The following is a 25,821-nucleotide window of genomic DNA, read 5'->3' as shown; positions in this document are numbered from 1 at the left end:
ACTGATCTACTGGTTAGGTGGAGTGATGAGTATCGACCGACGGGGCGGGGCCGACAGCCGGACGCCCAACCACGCGCCAAATCGCCTGGATCGGCGCAAGGCGCGCACGCGAGCCGCGCTAGTCGCCGCCGCGCAGCGGTTTCTCGCCGAGCAGGGGCGGGCCGACGTGAGCATCCAGGAGATCACCGAGGCGGCGGACGTCGGCTTCGGTTCCTTCTACAACCACTTCACCAGCAAGGACGAGCTGTTCGAAGCCGCCGTCGCCCTCACTCTGGAGCAACACGGCACACTTCTGGACTCCGTCGTGGGAGGCCTGAAGGACCCGGCGGAGATCTTCGCCGCCAGCGTCCGTCTGACCGGCCGCCTGCAGCGCACCCACCCGCAAATCGCCAGAATCCTCGTGCGCACCGGCATGCCCTACCTGACCTCCGACAGCGGCCTGGCCCCGCAAGCGATGCGGGACCTGCAGGCGGCCGCCGACAACGGACGGCTGGACATCGACGACGCACGCACCGCGGTCGCCATGGCCGGCGGCGCCCTGCTCGGCGTGCTCCACCTCTTGGAGACCAGCCCCGACCTCGATGCCGAGCGCGTCACCGACCAACTGGCCTTCCGTCTCCTGTGCATGTTCGGCATGACGCGCGCCGAAGCACAGGAGATCGCCACCCGGCCCCTGCCCTCGCTGCCCGCGACCTGACATGAGCGAAAGGCAGATGTCAGTAGGCGCGGCCTATACGCCGGCGCTAAAGCCCTGAAGCTGCCCACCAACCACAACGCGCGCCGATGGGGCAGCACACGAGAAGACATGCTGGCCGCACACGCCGGGGTTTCGAGGAACCAACCACCACCGCCGTGCTGTTCGGCAAAGCCGACCTCGCCGGCTGACTCGCGCCCGACCGGTGGGTGTGGGCCCGAGCGCGGCTCACACCGACGGCAGCAGCGAGTGCGTACTGCTGTAATCGTCCTTGTCGGGGCTCTCGAGGATCTCCCCGACGGGGAAGCCGAGCAGCATGTCGATCTGCCACTGCACGTCGGGCGCTTCCGGCACCCGGAGCTGGTGGGTGAGGCCGACAATCACCCGCGGGGCCGTCATCTGCGAGGGAATCAGTTCCACCAGATGCCGGTCCGCGCCCGCCTCACCGGGCGAGGGCTCGGCCCGGGGGCGGGACTGGCCGTAGGGAAGGGTGTCGTGGCCGTACGGCGTCAGGCGGGCCGCCCACCGTACGGGCCGCCCTTCCAGAGCTGACAGCTCCGCGCGGTCCTCCAGGCAGGCAAGCTCCGACAGACCCTGGTTCTCCAGGGCGTTCACCTGCTGCTGGTGCGGTGGGAGGAGCTCAGTGTCCAGCGTCCAGCCGTGCCCGGCCGCCTGCCCGCGCTCGCGCAGCGCCTCCAGCACCGACACGGCCAACCCGCTCGGCTGACGCCGCCGACGAACGACGGAGGGCGCCAGGCCTCATGCTGCGGGTGCCTGGTCCGCCGGACGGACCCTCTGGAACCGTTGACGTCGAGAGCTGCTTGGAGTGTGGGCTATGCCCGGCGACGGTGGCCCACTCACCGGTTACCGCATCGTCCGAGGCTGTCCGCCCTCGAGATCCGCGAGCAGGCCGGAATGACCGAACGGCAGCGGCGTCAGACGTAGCCCTTGCGCTGCACGAAGCCCAGGGCCAGGGCGCCCAGCGGCACGTTCAGCCAGAACGTGAGCAGCCGGTAGACGAGGACCGCCGAGGTGGCTGCGCCGGCCGCCAAGCCGAGCGCGGTCAGACCTGCGATGAGGCCGGCTTCGAGGGCACCCAGTCCGCCGGGGACGGGAGCCGCGTTGGCTACGAGGCGTGCCGCCATGTAGACGGCGCCAACCTGGGCGAAGGGGAGATCGCCGCCGAACGCGTGCACGCTCAGCGCGAGTCCGACGACCTGGATGAGGGGCAGACCGAGCGCGCCGGCGACGAGGAGGGCCAGCTTGGCGGGGTCGGACGCGATCCCGGTCACGGTCGACGTCGCCGCGTGCAGGAACGGCCACACCTTCTCGCGCAGGAAGCGCCGGCCGGGTGGGGTGACACCGAGCAGACACCCGGCCGCGAGGGTCAGCGCGACGGCCGGCAGCACATACCGGCCTGCGGGCAAGTGCAGGTGCACTCCGGCGTGGTGCCGTCCGGTCCAGGCGAAGAACCCGGCGGCGACCACGGCGTTGGACACGGCGCCGGCCAGGCTCTGCAGCCCGACGGAGGCCGTGGCGGCCCCGGTCTCGATCCCCGTCTTCTGCAGATAGCGCAGGTTGAGCGCCATGCCGCCGACGTTGCTCGGGGTGATCCGGTTCAGGAACGAGCTGGCGAACTGCACCTCGTACGTGGGGCCGAACGGCAGCCTGGCCGGAATGGTGCCCATTTGCAGGGAGGTTGAGAACGCCTGGGAGACGAAGGTGACGGGCAGTACGGCGAGCACCCACCACCAGTTGGCGTCGCGCAACGCGGTGAGCACCGCCGGGGCGTTCGCGAACTGCGGAAGCGCCAGGTGGAGGACAAGGAACGCGCCGACCAGGCCGAAGACGCTCTTCCAGGTGAAGCGCGCGAGGTGCGCGAGTGGAGCCGGCTCGGCACCGGTCGCCCCCACGACCTCGGCGGAGAGGTCGCGCAGCAGGCTCGGCCGGCCGCCGGGGCGCACCGTGCGCCGCTTGGCGCCCGTCCCCGCCGCCCGCGCGCGGGCCTGGTCGTACCGTGCGACCTCGCGCCGTGCGGGGCCGAGCAGCGCGAGCGGCTGCAGATAGGGCAGGGCTGTCGCCAGCAGCCGCGGGCCGAGGCCGGCCAGCGCACACTGGGTGGCGCGGTGCGCCCCGACGTGTGTCGAGGTGGTGGCCAGCAACTCGGCGATGTCGCTGCCGAGCGCGTCGGGCCTGGCGCCCAGCTGGGCGCGTGCGAACGCGGTGAGCCGGGACGCATCGTCCGGCTCGACGAGGATGTGCTCCGGGCGCAATGCCCGGTGCGCCAGTCGGTGCTCCTGGAGGCGGGCCACGGACGTCCACACCCCGGTGAGCACCTGGTCGGTCATCTCCTCGCCCGGGAACGCGGACAGCGGACGGGCAGCGCGCTCGACCGTCACCAGAAGTGCGCCGCCCCCGGGCACCGGGTACGCGATCACCGGCTCAGCCACCCGGGCGCCTGTACGGCCTGCGAACACGAGCATGAGGAGTTCGTGCTCGACCGCGGCGAGCGGGGAGAGCGCGGCCGTGTCGGCGGGGTGGCGCAGCATCGTGAGCCGGGCGAGCCGGTGGAAGAGATCGCGGTTGCGGTCCTCGGGGCCGAGCACCTGTACCGCGAGCCGCGCACCGGTGGTGGTCTCGGCGGCGTAGCGGACCCCTTCCCCGGGGCGCCGATCGGGTGACGGCGTCTCACGCAGCGCGGCGAGCGGGATCCCGCACGCGACGACTGCGTCGGCGACCACCTGCGGGGCCGGCCGCTCCGCCGGGCCTCCGGCCAGCAGCAGCACGGCCGATCCGGCCACGCCTCCCACGGCGAGCGCGGCGGCCGCCTCCAGTGGCACGACGGCGGCGGCCGCGACGCTCAGCCCGGCGCACACGACGGTCAGCGTCCACCACGTCCGCCGCAGACGCGTGTCCAGCCAAGGGCCCGCCGCGACGACCGCCGCCGCGCAGGCGGCCAGGTACACCGCCGATGGCCAGCCGGCGTGCACCAGCCCGCCCCGCCCCACCAGCACCTGGGGCCACAGGTCCGGTCTGCCGCGCATCAGGGCCAGGTGGGTGACCGACCACGCGACCAGCGCGCCAAGCGCCGCCGCGGGCACCACCCGCAGGATCGCGTCGCCCCGCCGCCGGGCGACCAGTACCCCGAGGGCCAGTACCGGCGCGACCACGGCGACCACTTGCACCGTCCCGACGAGACCGTCCCGCAGGCCGGGCGCTAGCGCGGTCGCCGCGTCGAGCAGCCCCTGCTGCATCCTCCGGGTGGACGCGCGCGTCGCGACGGCGGGCAGCACCGTCACCACCAGAAGTGCGCTGGACACCAGCAGTCGCGACAGATCGGCGGCCCGGCGCACGTCGCGCGGCGGCGGAGCATCGATCAACGGCGCCGCCGCGGCCTGCGCACCCCCAGCGGCGACGGAGGGCAGGTTGATGCCAGGGCGCTCACTCACAGCCGGCTGCCCCAGCGGATCCGGCCTTGGTCATGTCGGCTCCTCATCGGCGGGCCGAGGCCCGGGGCTCGCCGTGGCTCTCCGGAAAGCACACGAGCCCTCGCCGGTTGTGAAGGCCGGCGTCTGCGCTCGTCCTCGGACATACCTACCGAGAAGCCGTACGACTCGGGCCCGCTCCTCCTGGGCCCGTCGCGCGGCGCCATGTTCCGCGGGGGGCAGAACAACACGGAGCTGTCCATGCCATGGCAGGCGCGTGCTGCTGCCGGTCCCGGTAGACGATGAGCGGACTGTCGGTGGATCATGACGCTTGCTCCCGGAGACGGAGCGGTCTGGCACAGGACATCGTCGCCGTCGGGCGTCCACCCCGGCTTCAGCCGACCGACTGATGCGGGCACTCATTCGGAGGACTGCGCGGCGCCGTTCATCCGGGCGCGGTTTTCCGCGATCAGTTGCTGCACCTGTCGCTCGACCTCATCGGGGTCGACACCCAGGGCATGTCCCATCTGGGCCGACCACACCTCCGAACGGAGATTGGTCTCGAAGTCCAGGTCGGCTCGGACGTTCTCACGGGCTGCCTGACGGTTCTGGCTGACCATCACGAAGGTGGACAGGAAGATCGCCTCCAGGCTGACGATCATGGTGAGCAGTCCGAAGGGATAGGGGTCCCAGACCGCCCAGTGACCGATCAACCCCAGGTTGCACAGGATCCAGACCGCGAACCAGGCCGCGTGCAGGTAGACGAACTGCATGGTTCCGGCGAAGGCGGTGATCGCGTCGGCGATCCGGTCCTGAGATCCGCGCATCCGGGCGAAGACAGCCAGCTCGTGGCGCGGCCGGATGTCTGGCAAGTGCGCCGCAGATCCCATGACCACTCCCTGACCGCTACCCACCGGACGACACTGTCAGCGTATGTGCCGGAGGAGGGTCCCGCTCTTCCGTCATTCGACCGCGTCCTCCGGCTGAACTGCCGGGCATCTCCACAGCCCGTCATATGCCCGCACGAGGTGTTCCATCACGCGGGCAGCCTGTCGGGCGCCTACACCTGCCAGGTCGTCGCCCCGCGCAAGGGAGCGGCGCGGGCCGACAGTTCCGCGCGGTCCTCCCGTCAGCCAGCTCCACCAGGCCCGGACTCTCAAGGGCGCTGACGCTCTGTTGCCGCGGCAAGAGGAATTCGCTGTCCAGCACCCAACCGTGCACGGCCTCATCCTTGCGTTCACGCAAGCCTCCAGGACCCACAGCGCCTGGGTGCTTTGGGTGCTCGGGGAAGTATTGTCCGGCCTGTCTCCCTGCTCCAAGAGCGCTCGTAGCGCATGAGAATCAAGAGCGGCGCCCTGATCGGTTCCGCTGCGACAAGTCGTCACGGTATGCCTGGCAGGGGGGCCGGTTGGGTCCGCACGTGAGGCAAAGTGACGCTACTGCGCCGGCATCGGAGCCGGGTTGTCGGACAAACGACCCAATCCCAGAAACTATCCCGACCTACCTGACGGCAGCGGGAGAGGTTGTTCGGTCCAGACGGTCTTGCCGTCGGAGGTGTAGCGGACGCCCCAGGCCTGCGCGAGCTGCGCGCAGATGAACAGGCCCCGTCCGCCTTCGTCGACCGTCCGGGCATGGCGCAGGCGTGGTGCGAGGGCACCGGTGTCTTGGACCTCGCAGGTAAGGACGCGGTGCTTGATGATGCGCAGTCGCACGGGCGGAGAGCCATAGCGGACGGCATTGGTCACCAGTTCGCTGACGATCACTTCGGTGGCATACGCGGTCTCGTCGTCCAGTCCCCATGTGGCCAGCTGCTCTCGGGCACGAGCGCGCGCCGTGCCGGCGGCCGAGGGATGGTGGTCCAGATGCCAGGCGGCGACCTCGTCAGCGGGAATGGCGCGGGTCCGGGCCAGGAGGAGGATGGTATCGGTGGGACGGCTATCCCCGCGCAACCGGTACAGGGCGTCATCGCATATCTCCTGCACGGGGCGCTCAGGGCGGTCCCCCAGCACCTCCCGGAGGGAGTCCACATTGCCCGGGTGGCCCGATGGGCAGGAGGGCAGGAGGGAGACGGTGTAGAGGGCGAGGACGCTGCCCTCGGCGACGCCAACCGTGGTGGCGGCAAAAGGCGGTCCTTCGGTACTGCCCAGCGGAGGTCCACTGGGGTGATCGAAGATCTCGGTGGTGCCGTCCGGGTGGGTGATCACCGGTGGGGGATGGTCGGCCCGGGCGATGGTGCAGGTGCGGGCAATGGGGTCGTAGACCGCATACGCACAGCTTGCGGTGAGCGGCTGATGGCGCAAGGGATCACCGGTGGGAAGCGCAGCCCGTTCACTGGCCAGGCGCGTTGCGGTGTCGTTGAGGCGTGCGAGGAGTTCGTCGGGGTCCACGTCCAGTGCGGCCAGGGTGTGGATGGCGGTCCGCAGCTGGCCCATCGTGGTCGCGGTGTGGATGCCCTGTCCGGCAACCTCGCCGACCACCAGCGCGGTACGGGCGTTCGGCAGAGCGAAGATGTCCACCCAGCCGCCCGCTCCCTGGCTGCCGGGCACGAGCAAGGAGGCGGTTTCGAGGGTAGGGTCCGAGGGCCGCCATGGCGGCAGCAGATGGCGCTGGATGGTTGTGGCGATCGTATGCTCGCGGGTGTAATGCCGGGCGTCATTGATGCACAGGGCCGTGTAGTCAGCCACTTCCTTGGCGAGGGCGACATCCGTTTCATCGAAGACTCCAGCGTGCTCCGTTCGATACAGGCTGATCAGTCCGATCACGGTGCCGTACAGCGTCAGAGGCATCACGAGAAGTGCGCGGACCCCGGAGGCGCGGATCGCGCGGGCACGCAGGGGGTCGGCCGCCAGCCAGGGCGTGTCAGGACCTAGGGGGACAACGCGAGGCTTGAGGTCGGCCAGAGTTTGTGCGTAGGGGGTCGGGAACGGCAGGGCGCGCACGTCATCCACCGGATGCGCCTGCACCTGCTGCTCGACATCCCCGTGCCGAAAGGCCACGCGGCGCAACGGGACACCTTGATCGAGTGGAGCGAGCGGGGGTTCCTCACCCCGCACCACGGCATCCACCACTTCCACCACGGCGGCGTCTGCGAAGCCCGGTACGAGGGCTTCGACCAAGTCGCGGCAGGTGGCCAACACGTCGAGGGTCTGTCCCACCCGCTCCCGCACCAAGCCCCAGACACGCAGACTGGCAAGCGCCCGCTCACGGTCGCCGGCAGCAACCAGCACTGCCGCCACCCCCAGAATCGCACCGTGCCGGTCCTCCAGGCGGAATGCCGAGACGTCCATGATGCGCGGTCGGCCCGAAACACCCCTGGGAGACACGTACACCACGCGCTCGGGGGAGGGCGCCCCGCTGTCCAGCACCGCGCGGAGCATCGCCTCCACCTCGCCGGGGGGCGAGAACTCGTAGGCGTCGGTGAGTCGGCGCCCAAGGATCCGTTCCAGGGTCCCGCCGCACATCGTCTGTGCGGCGACGCTCGCCGCCGCTATTTGCAACCCCGTGTCCAGAACGTACAGGCCAACCGGTACCCGGGTGAACAAGGCCTCAAGCACCACGGTGCCTCCATCAGGCGCCGGTGCTCCGTAAGCTGGCGCTTGGAAGAGGCCCCAGACCAAAGAGCCGTCCTGACGTGGCAGGGGCCGCACCCGCAAGTCTTTGGCGACAACGTGGCCGCTCGCGTCGTACAGCGCCACTTCATCTCGGCCCGGTTCCGCTTGCTGGTCAGCCACAGCTGCTGTGCGGGCCAGCCAAGGCGTGATGGACCGCCCGAGCACCTCATCCGCTCCACGCCCCAGCAATGCCTCTGCCTGGCGGCTCCACTGCACCACGATGCCCGAGCCGTCCACGACCATCAGCGGATCATCGCCTGCCACGGCAATCGCCTCCCTCCCCTCCCAGCCTGCCCTCACTCTTCCTGCGCCGCGCCTCGGCCAAAGCCGCAACCGGCAACTCGACCCCCGCAGGCCGACCGAAGGTGGTTCCTCCAGATCCCGCGGACCTGCGCCCGCCCCAGCGGAGGTGCCCGGCCCGCAGTGAACGCCCTACCGGGCAGCGGGACTGTGCCGGATGGTGTGGACCGAGGGCAGTAACGGCGGTCCGGGGATGAGCCGGTGTCCTTGCTCTCTCCGGTGATCTGGTCTTTGGGGGAGCTGACGGAATGCGCTGGTCAGGCACTAACTTTTAGGGCGGGCTGTCGCCCGGAGAGCGCGCACGTGGATCCGCCGACGGTGTACACCATCAGGTCGGCCACGGATCGGTCGCCCGGCCCAGCGGCAGCAAGCCGCGTATCTGCAGCGGCCGCATGGAGAGGGCCTTCCCGGATGTGATGGGTTCCGCAGGAGTGACCGCCACCACGGGCGGCGAGTCCCCCGCGCTGGCCCACGGCTTGATAACGTACACCGTATGGAAAGAGTGAAGCGTACCTCTAGAGGTACTCGGAAGAGGGATGTGCCTCTGACCGAGGCAGGGATCTGCACCTCCGCCCTGCGACTCATCGACGCGGACGGGGTCGAGGCGCTCACGATGCGCAAACTCGCCGCCGCGCTGGACGCGAACCCCATGTCGCTGTACCACCACGTGCCGAACAAGGACGCATTGCTGCGTGGCGTGGCGAGAATGGTCGGCGCCCGGTTCCGCACCGTGACACTGGAGGACGCTCCCTGGCAGGAGCGCATGCGCCTACTTGCCACGGACTTCCGGACGCTGGCACACCGCCATCCCAACCTCATGGCCTACTCGTTCAGCCAGCCGGACTTCATCCAGCCCGAAGATCCCTTCTGGGTCGCGCTCACCGTCGTACTGGACGCCGCAGGGGTGCCGCAGTCGGAGATCCCGCAGCTCGCCGCGCTCGTGTGCGCCGTCGTCATCGGCGTGATGATCGCCGAGCTCAACGGCGCGCTCCACCGGTGGTCGAACCTCCAGCCCACCACACCCGCCTCCGGCGAGGACGGGCCGATGAACGAGGGCTTTGGCGAGGACCGGATGTTCCGCCTGGTGCTGGACACGATCATCAGCGGCCTGGAAAACCGGCTCACAGCCGATCACGCCGGTGGGCTCGACGGCCAGCACCCGCAGAACTCCCTGCGCGCCTCCGGACGCATCCCCCGTCAACTCCGCCCACCGGCCGCACGCTGCGAAGGAGAGCCCCCGGGGAGTCCCGTCTCGGACATGGCGGCCGGTTTCGACCCGAAAGAGCAGTGAGGGCCAAAAGCCCAGACATGCTGTTTTTGTTCAGCCCGGGGATGTGCTTGGCCCAGATGGTCTCGTAGGCGGCGAGCGCCTCGGGGGTGCGCAGTGTGTAGACACGAAGCTGGTACTGGGACATGAAGACTCGTTCCCCTTCCGGTTCTCTGAGTGGGTGTCATCGGTGACACGGGACAGGACGGGGGGCAGGGCATGGCCACGGGCCAATTCACCGTGGCTGACCGGGTCATTGCCCTGACGGTGGCCAACGGCAGCCTGCCGGCGCTCCTGGAACTGTGGTTCAACCGGCCGCGGGAGGTTCGCACAGCGACTCATCGAGGAACGCCGCCGGTCGGTCGTCAGCCCAGGGCACGGTCAAGGTTGAAGGCCGCACTGATGAGGGCGAGGTGGGTGAATGCCTGGGGGAAGTTGCCCAGTTGCTCACCTGTGTGGCTGATCTCCTCGGAGTACAGGCCGACATGGTTGGCGTAGGTGAGCATCTTCTCGAAGGCCAGGCGGGCTTCGTCCAGTCGTCCGGCGCGGGTGAGGGCCTCGACGTACCAGAAGGAGCAGATGGAGAACGTGCCTTCGTCGCCTTCCAGGCCGTCGGGGGCTGGCCTCCGGGTCATAGCGCCAGACCAGGGAGTCGGAGACGAGTTCGTTGCCGAGGGCATCGAGAGTGGACAGCCAGACGGGATCGGTGGGAGAGACGAACTTGGTCAGCGGCATCATCAGCACCGCCGCGTCCAGTACGTCGCCCTCCTCGTGCTCGACGAAGGCCTGCCGGGTGGGCGACCAGCCCTTGTCCATGATCTGCCAGTAGATCCGGTCCCGGACCGGACCCCAGCGGCCGAGTTCGGCGGGCAGGCTACGGCGCAGGGCCATGCGGATGGCGCGTTCGATGGCCACCCAGCACATCAGCCGGGAGTGGAGGAACTTCTTCCGCCCGCCGCGGGTCTCCCACTCGCCCTCGTCCGGCTGGTCCCAGTGGTCGCAGACCCGGTCCACCAGGGCGCACACCGCGCGCCAGTGGCCACTGGACAGGGGCCGGCACCACTTGTCGTACAGGTACACGGAGTCGATCAGAGCGCCGTAGATATTGAGTTGCTGGGTGGCCGCGCCGTTGCCGACCCGCACGGGCGCCGAGCCCCGGTAGCCCTCCGGGTGGGGCAGCTCGTGTTCGGGGAGCTCGGCCCGTCCGTCGATGCCGTACATGATCTGCAGCGGCCCGGATGCTCCGTCGTCGCGCCGCTGGGTGAGGAAGCCAATGAACACCTCGGCCTCCTCGGCGAAGCCGAGTCTGAGCAGCGCATAGACGGCGAACGCGGAGTCGCGTATCCACGTGTAGCGGCAGTCCCAGTTGCGGCCGCCGCCGAGCTGCTCGGGCAGGATCGTGGTCAGGGCCGCCACGATCGCACCGGTGGGTGCGTAGGTGAGCAGCTTCAGGGTGAGGGCGGAGCGGTGCACCATCTCCCGCCAGCGGCCGCGGTAGCGGGACTGCTGCAGCCAGCGCCGCCAGAAGGCGACCGTGGCGGTGAACTCCCGCTCGGCCTCGGCGTGCGGGCAGCCTCGCGGCGGAGTCTCGTCGGTGACCCGCTCGAGCGCGAACACCGCCGTGTCGCCCTTGGACAGTGTGAACTCGGTCCGTACGTCCTTCCCGTCGGACTCCAGCGCCACCGTCGCGGTCAGCGTCAGCGACAGCGCCTCGGAAGCGAACAGAGCGGCGCCCTCCAGCATCCGCAGGGTGTGCGGTGGGGCGCCGTAGCCGAAGCGGGGAGCCACCCGGGCTCGGAACGGGATCGTCCCGCGGACGCACACCACCCGCCGGATCAGCCGGTGGCGGTCGGACTCGCCGGCGTGTGTCACGGGCATGAAGTCCTGGATCTCCCCGAGCCCGTCCTCGGTGAAGAACCGGGTGATCAGTACGTTGGTGTCGGGGAAGTAGAACTGCTTGGTGTCGGCAGGCACGGCCGCGGACAGTTCGAACGCCCCGCCCAGGTCCGCGTCCAGGATGGCAGCGAACACGCTCGGGGAGTCGAAGGACGGTCAGCAGTACCAGTCGATGGTCCCGTCGGTACCCACCAGGGCCGCCGTGCGCAGATCCCCGATCAGGCCGTGCTCGGCGATCGGCAGGTACCGGGCTGACGTGTGCTGTGTCGGCGCTCCGGACATCGCAGCGGCCTCTCTATGCTCCTGCCTCCACTATGGCCCTTCGCCGTCGCGGCGGCACCAGGCCGGCCCGGCGGGGACGCCGCCGGACCGCGCACCGCCCCACCGGAGCCGTCTCGCTTCCGTCACACCCTCTCGCGGGCTCGTGCGACATGGTTCTCCACTCCGGCGACCGCGGCGTCCAGTGTGGAGTTGAACATGGTGTCGATCACGTCCTTGGAGGGCGGGGGCGCTTCTTCCTCGTCGGGGCCCGACGGTGCCGGTGGCAGAGTGGCCCACCGTTGCAGTGCCCCGTTCAGTTCGCTGAGCAGCAGACCTGTGAACACACCGACCAGGGTCGCGGCGGCGCGCGGAATCTCCTCCTCGGGCAGTTTCGCGGCGGCCAGGATGTCGATCAGTGCCTGCCAGAAGGGGTCCTCCGGCTGCACGTAGTCGGGGCGCGTGAAGGAATACCCCATCAGTTTCGGGTGACGGTGCGACAGATCGCGGAAGTCCCGGGCCAGTTCACGCAGTCGGTCCTGCCAGGGGATGTCTCCCCACTCCTCCGCGCTGAACTGCGAACCGACTCGGTGGGCCACGCCGCGCAGCACGGCGTCCTCGTTCGGCACGTGGTGGTACAGCGACATATGGTTCGCATCGAGCGTGGTCGCGAGTTTGCGCATGCTGAGCGCCTCGACCCCGTCGGCATCGATGAGCTGCAACGCCATGGCGTAGATGCCGTCCGTGGTGAGCGGTACGTCCCTCTTCCTCGTTCCCCGAGGGGGCTTACGTTCAGTAGCCATACGGCGTATGGTAGTAGCGTCGGCGGCGCCGAGGGTAGTGGCGCCATTTTCAGCCCTCCGTTTATCCGGCTTCGCGGAAGTGGGGCTGGTTGCGGTGCTGCGCACGCTGGTGGGCGGAGCCGACTGGCGGCGGGGGGTGGACAGTCCCGGACTGGTGGCCTTGGTGGGCGACGAGGTCACCAAGGCGCGCCTCGAACAGGAAAAGGCGCGACTGGAAGCCCCACGCTGGTGGGCGGAGCCGACTGGCGGCGGGGGGTGGACAGTCCCGGACTGGTGGCCTTGGTGGGCGACGAGGTCACCAAGGCGCGCCTCGAACAGGAAAAGGCGCGACTGGAAGCCGTGCTCGAGGAGTGCGGCAAGGCGCTCGAACAGCGGCTTCGGCGCACTGCCACCTAACGCATGCAGGCATAGAACCAGGCGAGACGTGTCGGCCGCCCTCCTTCCCTGGCGTGCTCTCCTGCGGCAGCAGATCGCAGGGGAAGCGCCTGATCTTGATCTGATCCCGCTGTGTGGTCGACGTCGTCCCTGATGAGTCAAACATCCTGTTTCTCGACCCCAGGCCTGCCGATTGAGTTTCCATACATCGTATGGTATCACTGAAGACATACAGCGTATGGAAATCGAGTGCTGCCATACCGGCGCCCCGCCACACCGAATGCCGCCCCTTGCCCGCCTTTCCCCTTAAAGGAGCCAGCCATGACCACACACCCCGAGACCGACCTGCGGCCCATCCGGTCTCCGCGGGGGGTCCCGCTCTTCGGCCACACGCCGCAGATCCCCAGCACCAACCCGGTGGAGTACTTCGGCAGGCTGACCAAGCAGTTCCCCGAGGGGCTCTACGGCATGGAGATCGCCGGCATCGAGCAGGTCTTCGTCTGGGACCCGGACCTGGTGGCCGAGGTCTGCGACGAGACGCGGTTCTTCAAGCAGATCGACAAGACGCCGCTGGCCCATGTCCGGGACTACGCGGGAGCCGGCCTGTTCACGGCCCACCAGCACGAAGAGGAGTGGGGCATGGCGCACCGAGTCCTCCTCCCGGCCTTCAGCCAGCGGGCGATGAAGGGCTACTTCGGGCAGATGCTGGAGATCGCCCAGAACCTGGTGGGCAAGTGGGAGCGTAAGGAGGGCCGGCCGGTCAACATCACCGACGACTACACCCGGCTGACCCTGGACACCATCGCCCTGTCAGGTTTCGGTTACCGGTTCGACTCCTTCGCCAAGGAGGATCTGCACCCCTTCCTCAACGCGCTGCTGCAGGCGCTGGTTGAGTCGCTGCGGCGCTCGCAGGAGCTGCCGATGATGACCAAGATGCGCAAGGCCGACGACAAGAAGTACCGCGAGAACATCCGGCTGATGCGGGACCTGGTCGAGAATGTGATCAAGGAGCGCCGTGACGGGAAGGGCACCGGTGAGGACGACCTGCTGGGCCTGATGCTGGAGGCCACGGACCCGGAGACCGGCAAGGGGCTGGACGACGACAACGTCCGTGACCAGGTGGTGACGTTCCTGATCGCCGGTCACGAGACCACCAGTGGTCTGCTGTCGTTCGCCACGTACTCGCTGATGCGCAACCCGCACATCCTGGCCCAGGCCTACGCCGAGGTGGACCGGCTGCTGCCGGGTGACACGGTCCCGGACTACGACACGGTCATGCAGATGGACGTGATCCCGCGGATCCTGGAGGAGACCCTGCGCCTGTGGGCTCCCATCCCGCTGATCGGCAAGTCCCCGCTGGAGGACACCGTCATCGGCGGCTGCTACGGGCTGAAGAAGGGAACAAGGGTCAACATCCTCGAGGGCCCGCTGCACACCCACCCCAAGGCATGGGAGCGGCCGGAGGAGTTCGACATCAACCGGTGGCTGCCGGAGAACCGGGTCAACCACCACCCGCACGCCTACAAGCCGTTCGGCAACGGCGTGCGTGCCTGCATCGGCCGGCAGTTCGCGCTCACCGAGGCACGTCTGGCCCTCGCGCTGGTGCTGCAGAAGTTCAAGTTCGCCGACACCGACGACTACAAGATGGACGTCAAGGAGGCGCTGACGCGCAAGCCCGGCGGCTTCGAACTGAACGTGCGGGCCCGTCAGCAGCACGAGCGGACCGTGTTCGGCGCCGTGGACCTGCAGACCGACGACACGCAGGCGCAGGCCGCGGTCAGCGGTGTCGGGGTGAACCTGACCGTCGCCTACGGCTCCAGCCTTGGCTCGTGCGAGGACCTGGCGCGCACCATCGCCGACCGCGGTGAGCGCTCCGGATTCGGCACCACCTTGGTCGGCCTGGACGAGCTGGGTGACAACCTGCCCACCGAGGGCCTGCTCGTCGTCGTGGCCTCCAGCTACAACGGCAAGGCCCCCGACAACGCCCAGCGTTTCGACGAACTGCTCACCGCCGGGCTGCCCGAGGGCTCGCTGTCCAACGTGCGGTTCGCGCTGCTGGGCGCCGGCAACACCCAGTGGGTGGCCACCTACCAGGGCTTCCCCAAGCGGATCGAGGCAGGCCTGCTGGCTGCCGGTGCCACCCGCGTCATCGAGCGCGGCATCGCCGACGCCGCCGGTGACTTCGACGGCATGGCCACCCGCTGGATGGACACCCTGTGGACCACCCTGGCAGAGGAGTACGCCGCCGACACCTCCGAAACCACCGGGCCGCGCTTCGAGGTGCAGCTCCTGACCGAGGCGGAGGTGCGTCCCGCGATCGTCTCCGAGCAGGCCTACCCCCTCACCGTGGTCGCCAACGAGGAGCTGGTCAGCGACGCGACCGGGCTGTGGGACTTCAGCATCGAGCCGCCTCGCCCGGCCGCGAAGTCCATCACCATCGAACTCCCCGACGGTGTCACCTATGACACCGGCAATCACCTGGCCGTCTTCGCCAAGAACGAGCCCGCGCTCGTCAACCGTGCCCTCGCGCGGCTCGGCGTCGACCGCGACCAGGTCCTGCGGCTGGACCAGCCCGCCGGCGGCCGCACGCACCTCCCGGTGGGCACTCCCGTCACCGCGGGCCTGCTGTTCACCGAGTTCGTTGAGCTGCAGGACGTGGCCACGCGATCTCAGATACAGACGCTGGCCGGGCACACCGAATGCCCGTGGACCCGGCCGCAGCTGGAGGCCTACACGGCCGACACCGCCGAGGCCGAGGAGCGCTACCAGACCGAGGTCCTGGGCAAGCGCGTCTCCGTGCTCAACCTGCTGGAGCGCTTCCCCGCGGTCGAGCTGCCGCTGGCGGTCTTCCTGGAGATGATGGGCCCGATCCGCCCGCGGTTCTACTCCATCTCCTCCGCTCCGCTGGCCAACCCCCGGCACGTGCGCCTGACCGTCGGTCTGCTGGAAGGCCCGGCCCTGTCCGGTGACGGCCGGTACCGCGGCACCTGCTCCTCCTACATCGCAGGCCTCGAGCCCGGAGACGTCTTCTACGGCTACGTGCGTGTGCCGTCCCCGACCTTCGCCCCGCCGGTCGACCCGGCCACGCCGCTGATCCTCATCGGTCCCGGCACCGGCATCGCGCCGCTGCGCGGCTTCCTCGAGGAGCGGGCCTGGCAGCACGCGAACGGCACGCAGGTCGGCCTGTCGCAGGTCTTCGTCGGCTGCCGTCACCCCGAGCACGACTACTTCTACCGGGACGAGATGGAGATGTGGGCGCTGTCCGGCATCGCCCAGGTCCACACCGCCTTCTCCGCGGTGACTGGACACCCGGCCCGGTTCGTCCAGGACGCCATCGCAGGCGCCGCCGACACCGTGTGGCGGGCCATCCAGGACGGCGCGTACATCTACGTCTGCGGTGACGGACGCCGCATGGCACCCGCCGTGCGCGAGGCGCTCGCCGCCGTCTACCGCAAGCACACCGGCAGCGACGACGAGGCCGCCCAGCAGTGGCTTGCCCAGCTCGAAGCCGACGAGCGCTACCAGCAGGACGTCTTCGCCTGATCCTCAGACGCCGGGAGGGTGCGGCGGTCCTGACACCCCGCACCCCTCCCGGCCACCACTCACTCACGAGGCATCGCACGGCACCCGTCGGCCCGAATCGCCGGGAGTGCCGCTCACAGAAAGCAGAGCACCATGGACACCATGCTCGCCGGACGCTTCCACCTGGACAGCAAGAAGTTCGTCGTGGAGGAGGTCCCCGTCCCCGTGCCCGGCCCGGGCGAGGTCCTCATCGAGGTGAAGGCCGCAGGCGTCTGCCTTTCGGACGTCCACCTGATCGACGGCTCCCTCGTCCCGCTGTTCGCCACCTCCGACACGGTCACCGTCGGCCACGAGGTCTCCGGTGTGATCCACACCCTCGGCCCCGACCTCAAGCGCGGCCTGACCGTCGGCACCCGCGTCACCCTGGAGGCCGGCAAGACCTGCGGCCAGTGCGCCGGCTGCGTGCGCCGCCGTCCCTGCACCCAGATGCTCACCGCCGGCATCGACTACGACGGCGGCTGGGCCCAGTACACCGTCGCCCGCGAGGACACCCTCATCCTCATCCCCGACAGCCTCCCCTTCGACCAGGCCGCGATCATCCCCGATGCGGTCTCGACCCCCTACGCCGCCGTCGTCGCCACCGCCGGAGTACGCCCCGCCCAGTCCGTCGGCGTGTGGGGTGTGGGCGGAGTCGGCGCACACAACGTACGCCTCGCCCGCCTGGTCGGCGCCGCACCGATCATCGCCGTCGACCCGCTGCCCAGCGCCCGGGAACGCGCCCTGGCCTTCGGCGCGGACATCGCACTCGACCCGACCGCCGACGACTTCGCCGACCAGGTACGCGCCGCCACCGCCGGACGGGGCCTCGACTTCGCCTTCGACTGCGCCGGTGTGCCGGCGGTCCGCGAGCAGGCCGCCGCCGCACTCGGCCTGGGCGGAGTCCTCATCCTGGTCGGCATCAGCCCCAGGCCCCTCACCATCACCGAGGGCCTGACCTTCAACTACCTGGGCAAGCAGGTGCGCGGTCACTACGGCGGCAGCCCCGAGTCCGTCACCGAGCTGGTCCGCCTTGCCGAGGTAGGCCGTCTTGACCTGGCACCCTCCATCACGGACCACATCCCGCTCGCCGAGGCCGCCGACGCGGTCAACCGGCTGGAGAAAAAGATCGGTGACCCGATCCGCCTCATCCTCGTCCCCTGACAACTGAACAGAAAGTTCATCAAGACCACCTCGGGCAGGGGTGAGTGGGCGCCGGTGCTTGAGGGAGCACCGGCGCCCACGGTCTTGTGTGGACGGTCAGTTCACAAGGGTCTTGGTGAGCGCGGAGCCGACAGGGCTGTTGGCCGCGCGGATGAGGATGCAGCGGGCGGCGGCGATTGCCGCGACGGCTGGACATCACCGGAGGGCGACAGCCGGGTCGCCCGCCGACGCGGGGGATCAGGCGTGGTTGAGCCCGTACCGGAGGCCGAGAACGGCGACTGCTTTCTTGAGCTCCTCGCCGACGTCGTCGAGACGATCCGCTTCTGCGGGGTCGACGGCCGCAGTGATCGCCGCTATCGGACTGTCCCACATCGAGGGCGACGGCATGACCCTTGAGCTCGCCGAGGAACACCCCTCCGGCGAGGTGGGGTTCGAAGGGACGGTACGGGTCAGCAGGGCCGAGGGAGAGAACGCCGGCGGTCTTCACTCCTCTACGCCGGAAGATTTGGCATGACGTCAGCATCAGAACGGGGTCGGCGCCCCCTCCGCGTCGGGAACTGCTCCGGCTTCTACGGCGACCGCGCCTCGGCCATGGCCGACATGGCCTGAGCGGGCGGCATCGACGTCCTCACCGGTGACTACCTTGCCGAGGTCACGATGCTGATCCTCGGGAAGGCGCGCGCCAAGGACAGCACGAAGGGCTTTGCGACCACCTTCCTGCAGCACCTCGACGCGGCGCTCGAGCACCTCGTCGCCAACAGGATCAGGCTCGTCGTCAACGCCGGGGGGCTCAACCCCGCCGGGCCGGCCGGCGCGACGCGCGAACTGATCGCACGCCACGGTCACGACCTGCGGGTATCCCACATCGAAGGCGACGACGTATTCGGCAGCCTCGACGGTCTGCGACAGGCGGGCCATTGCCTGCCGCACCTGACCAGTGGTCAGCCGCTGTCGGACTGGACGCACCAGTCGCTGACGGCCAACGCCTACCTCGGTGGCTTCGGCATCGCGCGCGCCCTCCACGACGGCGCCGATATCGTCGTCACGGGCCGCGTCACCGACGCCTCCCTGGTCGTCGGTCCCGCCGCCCGGTGGTGGGGTTGGACGCCTACCGACCACGACGCCCTCGCCGGCGCGGTCGCCGCCGGACACGTCATCGAGTGCGGGCCTCAGGCGACCGGCGGCAACTTCTCCGGGTTCCGTGCTGTCCCCGACCTCGTGGAGCCGGGGTTCCCGATCGCCGAGATCGCCGCCGACGGCTCCTCGGTGATCACCAAGAATCCGGGCACCGGCGGCGTGGTCACCCAGGACACAGTCACCGCCCAACTGCTCTACGAGATCGGTGAACCCGCGTATCTCAACCCCGACGTGACCGCCCACCTGGACACCGCCACGCTGACAGACCTCGGCGAGGACCGCGTCCGGATCAGCCGCGTGCGAGGCACGGCGCCGTCCAGGACGACCAAGGTCGCAATCACAGGGGTGGGAGGCTGGACGAACAGCGCGATCCTCGCGCTCACCGGCACGGACCTCGACGCGAAGGCCGCCCTCGTGGAGCGATTCATCCACCGCTACGCCGAGGCCGTCGACGGGCTCGACGCGGTCGCCGTCGAGCGCATCGGGCGGGCCCAGCCCGATCCCGACACCCAGAACACGGGAACCGAGCTGCTCAGGATCACCGTGCAGGGGACGCAGCAGGCCGCCGGGCGCGCCTTCTCGTCGCGCGTGGTTGAGCTGGCCCTGTCCAGCTACCCCGGGCTGTACTCCCTCGGCCCTCCGCGACCGGGGTCCGCGTTCGGTGTCTACTGGCCCGCACTGCTCGACCAGCGGATGCTCCAGCGCACGGTTCACCACGACGACGGCACGACCGAGATCATCGCCCCCGGCAACCCGGACGGCGCCGGTGACGAGGTAATACGGCAGGCCGAACCCGCGCTCGCGCCATCGGTGCCTGCGCCGCGGACAGACGAACTCGTCGTCGCCCCACTCGGTGAGATCGTGCACGCCCGCTCCGGTGACAAGGGCGGCGACGCGAATCTCGGCGTCTGGGTACGAGATGGTGCGGCATGGGACTGGCTCAGGTCCACCCTCACCGTCGACGAACTGCGACGCCTTCTTCCCGAAACACGCGGACTGGAGATCTCGCGCCACGAACTCCCCAACCTGGGCGCGGTCAACTTCCTCGTCCGAGGACTGCTCGGGACCGGCGCCACCTCGACACTGCGGCTGGACTCGCAGGCCAAAGCACTCGGCGAATGGCTGCGCTCACGCAGCATCAAGTGCCGCGATCTCTGGTGCGATCCTGACGGCGCCATGACCCACGACGGGCCTCACAGTTGGACGGGCAGGTGGCGCAGCCCGCGTAGCACGGCGTTTTGCCGGTAGGGGCGGGTCCTCAACCAGGTGTGCCGTGCCGAGGTGAGGGATCAGCGCGCCGAGCGCGGCGTAGGCTTCCAGCACGAGCCGGGATCGGGGGCTCGCACGGCGACTGCTCCAGGGACGCCGCCGGACCCGCCCGTCAGCACAGTGCGGTCGAGATTGAAGGCGGCGCTGATGAGGGCGAGGTGGATGAACGCCTGGGAGAAATTGTTCAATTGCTCACCGGTATGGCTGATCTCCTCGGCGTACAGGCCGAAATGGGTGGCGTAGGTGAGTATCTTCTCGAAGGCAAGACAGGCTTCGTCCAAGCGTCCGGCGCGGCTTCGCCTTCAACTGCGCCTGCGTGCCGACGGTCTGTGAGCAGGCCGCCCGCCGTGCTCGGCCTGAACCGAGTCCTCATCCTGATCGGTATCAGCCCCAGGCCGATCACCCTCAGCGAGGGTCTGACCTTCAACTACCGGGGCAAGCAGGTGCGCGGCCACTACGGCGGCAGCCTCGAGTCCGTCACCGAGCCGGTCCGGCTGGCCGAGGTAGGCCGTGTCGACCTGGCACCCTCCATCACCGACCACATCCCGCTCGCCGAGGCCGCCGACGCGGTCAACCGGCTGGAGAAAAGATCGGTGACCCGATCCGCCTCGTCCTCGTCCCCTGACAACTGAACAGAAAGTTCATCAAGACCACCTCGGGCAGGGGCGAGTGCGCGCCTGTGCCCACGGTCTGTCGCTCGCGGCCCCCTGAACCACAGGGGGTTCAGAGCCACCCGCGGCGGGCCGCCTGCGCGCCCGCCTGGAATCGGCTCGTCGCCCCGAGGCGGGTGGTCAGGTCGGTGATCCGGCGGCGCAGGGTGCGTTCGCTGAGGCCGAGTTGGCGGGCTATGGTCTCGTCCTTCAGCCCGGCATGGAGCAGGTGGAGCAGAGCACGGTCGGCCTCGCTGAGGTCGGGCTGCTCTTCCGTCTCCTGGGCCTCGCTGCCGAACACGGGGGTGGCCTGCTGCCAGCTGGCCTCGAAGAGCTCGACGAGGGCGTCGCACAGCGGTGACCCGTGGACCAGGGCGGCGGTACTGCGCAGGCCGTCGGCGCCGGCGGTGAGCGGAACGAGGGCATCGCGGCGGTCGAAGACCAGCAGCTTCAGCGGCACATGGGGCAGCACCCGGGCCTGTTCCCCGAGGAGCACGAGATGCTGGAGCAGTTCCGCGCGCTCCGGGACGGCCAGCACCTGGCTCGAGTAGATCGCCCGTGCCCGTACGCCACGGGCCAGCAGGTCCTCCTCGAACTGCAACGCACTCGCGTCGGCCGTGAGATAGGGCGGGGTGTCGAAGCACAGGACCTCGTGCTCGGCGCCCGCCATCAGCTCGGTCAACCAGGCGGTGATCGCGGTCGGCCCCTCGACGATCTCCACCAGTCGGCTCGGATCAGAGCTCAGCTTGCGCTCGTTGAACTCGGCCCCGTAGGCGTCCAGCGTGGCCGCCGCGCGTTCCAGCTCCAGACGGCGCGCGCGGATCAGGGCGGCCAGGCCGATGCGCGGGTCCACCGGGGCGTAGCGGGTGGGCCGTCCCGCCGAGGGTACCGCGAGGCCCGCGGCGACCAGTTCGTCCAGCATGCGGCGGGCCTGTGCCGTGCCGCAGGACTGGTGCCTGGCCAGTTCGGTCGCCGTCAGTGGCGGCGAAGCCAGCAGATGGCGATAGGCGCGCTCGGTCGGATCGTCGAGACCCAGGGACTCCAGCACAGGTACGCCTCTCCTTCGCACTGACCGGCCCAGGCAGCGTGTGGCCGCTACCGGCTGCTGACCGGTATCGGCCAGCCGTTCCTCACCCGGTTGGACGGGCGCGCTGGAACAGTACCGGCATCTCCCCAAAGGCGGTTCACCAGCGCATCCTGCGACGCGATCGCCCTGTTCCCACCCGAGAGGCACACAGTCCATTGAGAATCCGAATACGCGCCGGCATGGTCACCACCGTGCTCGGGCTTACCGCGGCCCTGCTGGTCACGCCGCCCGCTCGGGCGGACGCCCCGCCGGACGCGAGGGGCATTCGGCTAACCGCCGCCGCGATCGAGAAGCTCAGCAAGCGGTACCAGACACGGATAGACGGCACGCCCGGACAGGTGGCCGCCCAGCAGGGCCCCGCCGCTGCCGCCCCGGCCCCGCGGGGCACGGCGCCGAGCCTGAAGGCAGGCTCGGAGAACCGGACGGACGCCACGCCCACCGCTCCGGGCCTCAAGCGGACGGGCCAGTGGGAGACCGCGCGGGGCTTCGGCGAGGGTGTGGCGCTCGGCGGGACCAAGGACTGGGTGGGCGTCTTCAGTGGCGGCACCGTCGCCCGTTACGACGCCCAGGGCAAGCAAGTGTGGGGCCGCGGAGCCACCTCCTTGTACAAGGACTGGCAGGTGACCCCTGACAACTGGTTCCAGCCGTACGGCTATCTGCCGAACCTCTATGTGGGCTACAACCCGTACCAGATGTCGGCCAGCGGCAAACACCCGTACGTGACGAGCGACTTCAACGGCGACGGTGTCGACGACGTCGCCGTGGCCTACGTGGTGGGCGACTGGCCGGGCCGGCCGTTCTCGTCGCCCGGTTCACAGCTCCACTACGGCACCTTCGTCACCGTCCTGGACGGCCGTACCGGTAAGGCGGTGTGGCACAAGCTGGTTCCCGGCTCCGTCGGCACCATGCTGGTCCAGGACGGCAAGTTGATCGTCGCCGACTCCACCGGCCCGGACTGGGGCGCTAATCCGGTCGCCGAACAGGGCGACAGCCGCAGCAACCTGACCGCCTACAGCTTCCGCGCCGCTCACGGCAAGCTCGCCGGGACCGCGGACTGGACCTACTCGACGCACGCGCCCTGGGCCCGCTGGGGCGATCTGACGTCGCTGGGCGCCGGCCGGATCGCCGCGTCCTGGTCCGACACCCCCATGGGCCTGGGCAACCCGCGCCCGGCCGCCGGCAACGTGCTGGTGCTCAATGCCTCCGATGGCACGGTCGCGTCGCACGCCAAGACGCCCGGCTACCCGCGCATGCTGTTCAAGGACCCTGGTGCGGACCGCGTCCTGGTGATCGAGCAGAACGACCCGTTCGACAAGGTGCGCTGGGACCTGACCGCGATCGACGCGCACAGCGGCGACCGTAGGGTGCTCGCCTCTCGTGAGGGCACCGTGCCGGAGGCGTTTCAGGTCCTGCCGAACGCCCACGGCGGTCAGCCCCGGTTCGCGGTAGCCGAGCTCGGTGTCGACGCCGACCTGTCGGACGGTCAGAACACCATCTCCGGCTGGGACGGTCAGGGCCACACCCTCTGGTCCTACGCCACCGCCTCCACGGTCGGCGGGCCCAACGCCCCGACCATGGAGTTGTCGTCCGACGCGAAGGGCAGCGAGGTGTTCGCCTCGCTCTCGGACCCGACGAAAGACACCGCCGCCACCCCCGCGGGTCCCGAGCACACCCAGCTCCTCGGACTCAATGCCGCGAGCGGTCACCTCGACTGGCGGCAGGAGGGTGCCGTCTCCGGCGACACGCTCACCCGCTACCAAGGCGGACTCCTCACCGTCGGCTATGACGACACCGCCTACACGGTCAACCCCCGCAGCGGCAAGGCGCAGACCCTGCCCCTGGCCGGCGACCTCTACACGGCCGTCGCCACGGACGTGAACGGCGACGGGACCAAGGACCTGATCACCGGTGGTCAGAGCCGCGGCGTCTTCGCCCTCGACGGCAAAACCCTGAAGAAGGCGACGCCGACCGTCCTGTGGAGGGCCACGGTCGACAGCTCGGTGCACGCCCTGTGTCTCCTGCCGAACCCCGGCAAGGACACGGCCGGTGACTCCGTGGTGGCCGCGACCGATCAGGGCTTCGCCGTTGTGAGCACGCACACTGGTGACGTGCGGGCGCACGTTCACACCGGCGGCTACGTCGCCTCACTCACGGTCGTGGGCAACGGCCACAACGGCTCCGAGATCGTCGTCCCGGGCAGCAGCCTGACCGCGTACACCGCGCAGGGCAAGACGCTCTGGACGTACCGGCCGAAGGGCACGGAGGGCAAGAGCCTGTTCTTCTCCAGCGTCACCACGGACGACGCCGGACACCTGTTCTTCGAGTACGGCGGCACGCACAAGGGGGGCTTGCCCAGGGAGGTCACCGATCCGGCGCCGACGGCGGTCAGCCTGGACGCCGCCACCGGCACCCCGGTCTGGACCGAGACCCCGACCGGTTCGGGCGCCGTCGCGATCGTGCCGACCAACCCGGCCCTGGCCGATCCGAACATCCCGGGCGCGGACGGGCATGGTGTCGCCTTCGCGTACACCGGCGATTTCACGACCTACCACCACCTGGTCCAGATCCTCGATTCCCGCACGGGCGCGGTGCTCAAGACCTACGACAGCCCCGGGATGTCACAGGGCTTCGTCGCGTCCAAGAAGACCGGCCTGGTCGAGATGCGCGAGTTCAACGACATGGTCTACCCGGCGGACGGCAGCGAGCCCTACGACGTGCCCACCTTCTTCGGCTTCCACTCCGGGGTGTTCGCCAAGTCCGTCGGCGGAACCGAGGCGTTCGTCGGCGCCTACCAGGCTCTGTGGTCCTACGACACACCCTTCGCGGACAACGACGGGTTCCTCCGCGAGAGCGCCGTGGACTCCGCCCTGGGTGCGAGCCAGGTCCAGACAGCCGAGCTGGGCGACGGGCCGGGTGACGACATGATCGGTCTCGCGCTCGACTGGCGCGCCCTGCGAATCTCTGCCTCGGCGATCGGCGACAGCGTCAACGACATCGACTACTTCCCGCACGGCCTGACCACGTACCAGCTCTCCGAGGACGAGCCCACCCGGATCCCGACCCCTCCGGGCGGCGGCACATCGGTCGCGGCCCCGTCGGCCGCTGCCCGGGCCGATCAGCCCGACGACAACGGCCCCCGCAGCGCGAGCCCGCTGAAGGAACTCGACATGCCGATCGGCACCGCTTCGGTCCCGATCGAGATCCAGAGCAAAGCCGCGGCGGCCAAGAAGCTGAGCGTGGGCCGGGACAACACCAGTGAGGTCACCCGCGGCTACACCCCGCAGCAGATCCAGGCACGCCTGGGCCTCAAGGGCGACGGCACCGGCCAGACGATCGCGATCGTCGACGCCTACCACTATCCGACGGCGAAGCAGGACCTGAACCACTTCTCCGCGCACTTCGACCTGCCGCAGACCTGCGATACGGCGAGCGCGGGAGCGGACTGCTTCGACTTCCAGCAGGTCTACGCGGACGGCACCCAGCCCGACGTCGACACCGGCTGGAACGAGGAAGCGGCGCTGGACATCGAGTGGGCGCACTCGGTGGCCCCGCACGCCAAGATCGTCCTGGTCGAAGGCACAGACCCGACCATGGCCGCGCTCTACCGGGCCGATGACGTCGCCGCGGCACTGCACCCGGCCGCGGTCAGCAACAGCTGGGGCTCCGGCGAGTTCTCCGAGGAGGCCTTCTACGACGGCCACTGCAAGCTGGCCGACTCGGTCTGCGTCCAGTCGACCGGGGACTCCGGCTACCCCAGCGGCTACTCGGCCACCAACCCCTACGCCCTGGCCATCGGAGGCACCAACCTCCGATTGGACGCCGACGGCAACACCACGGACGAGACGGCGTGGAAATCCACCGGCGGCGGCCTGAGCTACTTCGAGCCGCGCCCGGCCTACCAGGACGGCGTGCAGTCCTCGCCGCTCCGGGCCACGCCGGACGTCAGCTTCGTCGCCGATCCCACCACCGGTGTACCGGTCTACATGACCATGACCGTCGGTGACGCCACCAGGTCCGTGTGGTTCGAGGTGGGCGGCACCAGCCTGTCCGCCCCGATCTGGGGCGCGATCATCGCCTCGGCCGACCAGCTCCGGGCCGCCGCCGGCAAGCCGCACCTGGCTTCCGACGGCCCTGAGGGTGACACCGCGCACACCGATGTGTACGCGCTGGACAGCACCTCCCTGCGCGACATCACCTCCGGCTCCAACGGCCCCTGCGGTGCCGAGTGCACGGCCGGGCCGGGTTACGACACGGTCACCGGTCTCGGCTCGCCCATCGCGGGCGTCGACGCAGCCCTGGCGGCGCTGAGGTAAGCGCCCAGCGCAAG

At 69.6% G+C, this 25,821-nt stretch carries 15 protein-coding genes and 2 pseudogenes; 8 read left to right on the top strand and 9 right to left on the bottom strand.

Going from position 1 to position 25,821, the window contains the following annotated elements; all coding sequences use genetic code 11:
• Positions 1–25: 25 nt before the first annotated feature.
• Entirely contained in the window at positions 26–697 is a 672-nt protein-coding gene (locus tag SMIR_RS05650) for a TetR/AcrR family transcriptional regulator (protein ID WP_168497141.1), read from the top strand.
• A gap of 225 nt (positions 698–922) precedes the next feature.
• Here the strand turns inward: SMIR_RS05650 and SMIR_RS05645 are convergent, their stop codons facing one another.
• From SMIR_RS05645 to SMIR_RS05630, 4 genes are all read right to left on the bottom strand, one after another.
• Positions 923–1,402 (bottom strand): DUF6417 family protein, encoded by a 480-nt coding sequence (locus tag SMIR_RS05645; protein WP_212726693.1) that lies wholly within the window; start codon positions 1,400–1,402, stop codon positions 923–925.
• A gap of 227 nt (positions 1,403–1,629) precedes the next feature.
• Complete coding sequence (locus tag SMIR_RS05640; RefSeq protein ID WP_168497143.1) at positions 1,630–4,143, bottom strand: lysylphosphatidylglycerol synthase transmembrane domain-containing protein; 2,514 nt, start codon at positions 4,141–4,143, stop codon at positions 1,630–1,632.
• Between the two features lie 395 nt (positions 4,144–4,538).
• Positions 4,539–5,009, bottom strand: a complete 471-nt coding sequence (locus SMIR_RS05635; RefSeq protein ID WP_168497145.1) for a DUF1003 domain-containing protein — start codon at positions 5,007–5,009, stop codon at positions 4,539–4,541.
• A 600-nt stretch (positions 5,010–5,609) separates the two neighbouring features.
• Positions 5,610–7,994, bottom strand: a complete 2,385-nt coding sequence (locus SMIR_RS05630; protein WP_212726692.1) for a SpoIIE family protein phosphatase — start codon at positions 7,992–7,994, stop codon at positions 5,610–5,612.
• Positions 7,995–8,568: 574 nt separating this feature from the next.
• Between SMIR_RS05630 and SMIR_RS05625 the strand changes: the two genes are divergently transcribed.
• Positions 8,569–9,321: a TetR/AcrR family transcriptional regulator gene (locus SMIR_RS05625; protein WP_248003221.1), complete on the top strand. Its 753-nt coding sequence runs from the start codon at positions 8,569–8,571 to the stop codon at positions 9,319–9,321.
• A 341-nt stretch (positions 9,322–9,662) separates the two neighbouring features.
• On the opposite strand, the pseudogene SMIR_RS05620 reads toward SMIR_RS05625, so the two are convergent.
• Positions 9,663–11,475 (bottom strand): annotated as a pseudogene (locus SMIR_RS05620) (glycoside hydrolase family 15 protein).
• A 122-nt stretch (positions 11,476–11,597) separates the two neighbouring features.
• Entirely contained in the window at positions 11,598–12,254 is a 657-nt protein-coding gene (locus SMIR_RS05615) for a TetR/AcrR family transcriptional regulator (protein ID WP_168497150.1), read from the bottom strand.
• 255 nt (positions 12,255–12,509) lie between these two features.
• Between SMIR_RS05615 and SMIR_RS05610 the strand changes: the two genes are divergently transcribed.
• From SMIR_RS05610 to SMIR_RS05600, 3 genes are all read left to right on the top strand, one after another.
• Positions 12,510–12,650 (top strand): hypothetical protein, encoded by a 141-nt coding sequence (locus SMIR_RS05610; RefSeq protein ID WP_212726691.1) that lies wholly within the window; start codon positions 12,510–12,512, stop codon positions 12,648–12,650.
• Positions 12,651–12,950: 300 nt separating this feature from the next.
• Complete coding sequence (locus SMIR_RS05605) at positions 12,951–16,172, top strand: bifunctional cytochrome P450/NADPH--P450 reductase (RefSeq protein ID WP_168497154.1); 3,222 nt, start codon at positions 12,951–12,953, stop codon at positions 16,170–16,172.
• Between the two features lie 132 nt (positions 16,173–16,304).
• Complete coding sequence (locus tag SMIR_RS05600) at positions 16,305–17,351, top strand: zinc-binding dehydrogenase (RefSeq protein WP_168497156.1); 1,047 nt, start codon at positions 16,305–16,307, stop codon at positions 17,349–17,351.
• Between the two features lie 237 nt (positions 17,352–17,588).
• Here the strand turns inward: SMIR_RS05600 and SMIR_RS05595 are convergent, their stop codons facing one another.
• Positions 17,589–17,738: a hypothetical protein gene (locus SMIR_RS05595; RefSeq protein ID WP_168497158.1), complete on the bottom strand. Its 150-nt coding sequence runs from the start codon at positions 17,736–17,738 to the stop codon at positions 17,589–17,591.
• A gap of 270 nt (positions 17,739–18,008) precedes the next feature.
• Here SMIR_RS05595 and SMIR_RS05590 point away from each other — a divergent pair, with 270 nt between their 5' ends.
• Positions 18,009–19,736, top strand: a complete 1,728-nt coding sequence (locus SMIR_RS05590; protein ID WP_422664404.1) for an acyclic terpene utilization AtuA family protein — start codon at positions 18,009–18,011, stop codon at positions 19,734–19,736.
• A gap of 137 nt (positions 19,737–19,873) precedes the next feature.
• Here SMIR_RS05590 and SMIR_RS44865 read toward each other — a convergent pair.
• Positions 19,874–20,053: pseudogene (locus SMIR_RS44865) on the bottom strand (hypothetical protein); the annotation flags it as partial.
• 33 nt (positions 20,054–20,086) lie between these two features.
• Here SMIR_RS44865 and SMIR_RS05580 point away from each other — a divergent pair.
• Positions 20,087–20,389, top strand: coding sequence for an MDR/zinc-dependent alcohol dehydrogenase-like family protein (locus SMIR_RS05580; protein ID WP_249938375.1), 303 nt, complete (start codon positions 20,087–20,089; stop codon positions 20,387–20,389).
• Between the two features lie 91 nt (positions 20,390–20,480).
• Here SMIR_RS05580 and SMIR_RS05575 read toward each other — a convergent pair whose 3' ends face one another.
• Positions 20,481–21,455, bottom strand: coding sequence for a helix-turn-helix domain-containing protein (locus SMIR_RS05575; protein ID WP_168497160.1), 975 nt, complete (start codon positions 21,453–21,455; stop codon positions 20,481–20,483).
• Positions 21,456–21,673: 218 nt separating this feature from the next.
• On the opposite strand from SMIR_RS05575, the gene SMIR_RS05570 reads away from it, so the two are divergent.
• Positions 21,674–25,807: a hypothetical protein gene (locus SMIR_RS05570; protein ID WP_212726690.1), complete on the top strand. Its 4,134-nt coding sequence runs from the start codon at positions 21,674–21,676 to the stop codon at positions 25,805–25,807.
• The last annotated feature ends 14 nt before the right edge of the window (positions 25,808–25,821 follow it).

It is taken from the genome of Streptomyces mirabilis (genome assembly GCF_018310535.1).
In the GTDB taxonomy this organism is placed as follows: Bacteria; Actinomycetota; Actinomycetes; order Streptomycetales; family Streptomycetaceae; genus Streptomyces.
This window is presented reverse-complemented; position numbering and strand designations above follow the sequence as displayed.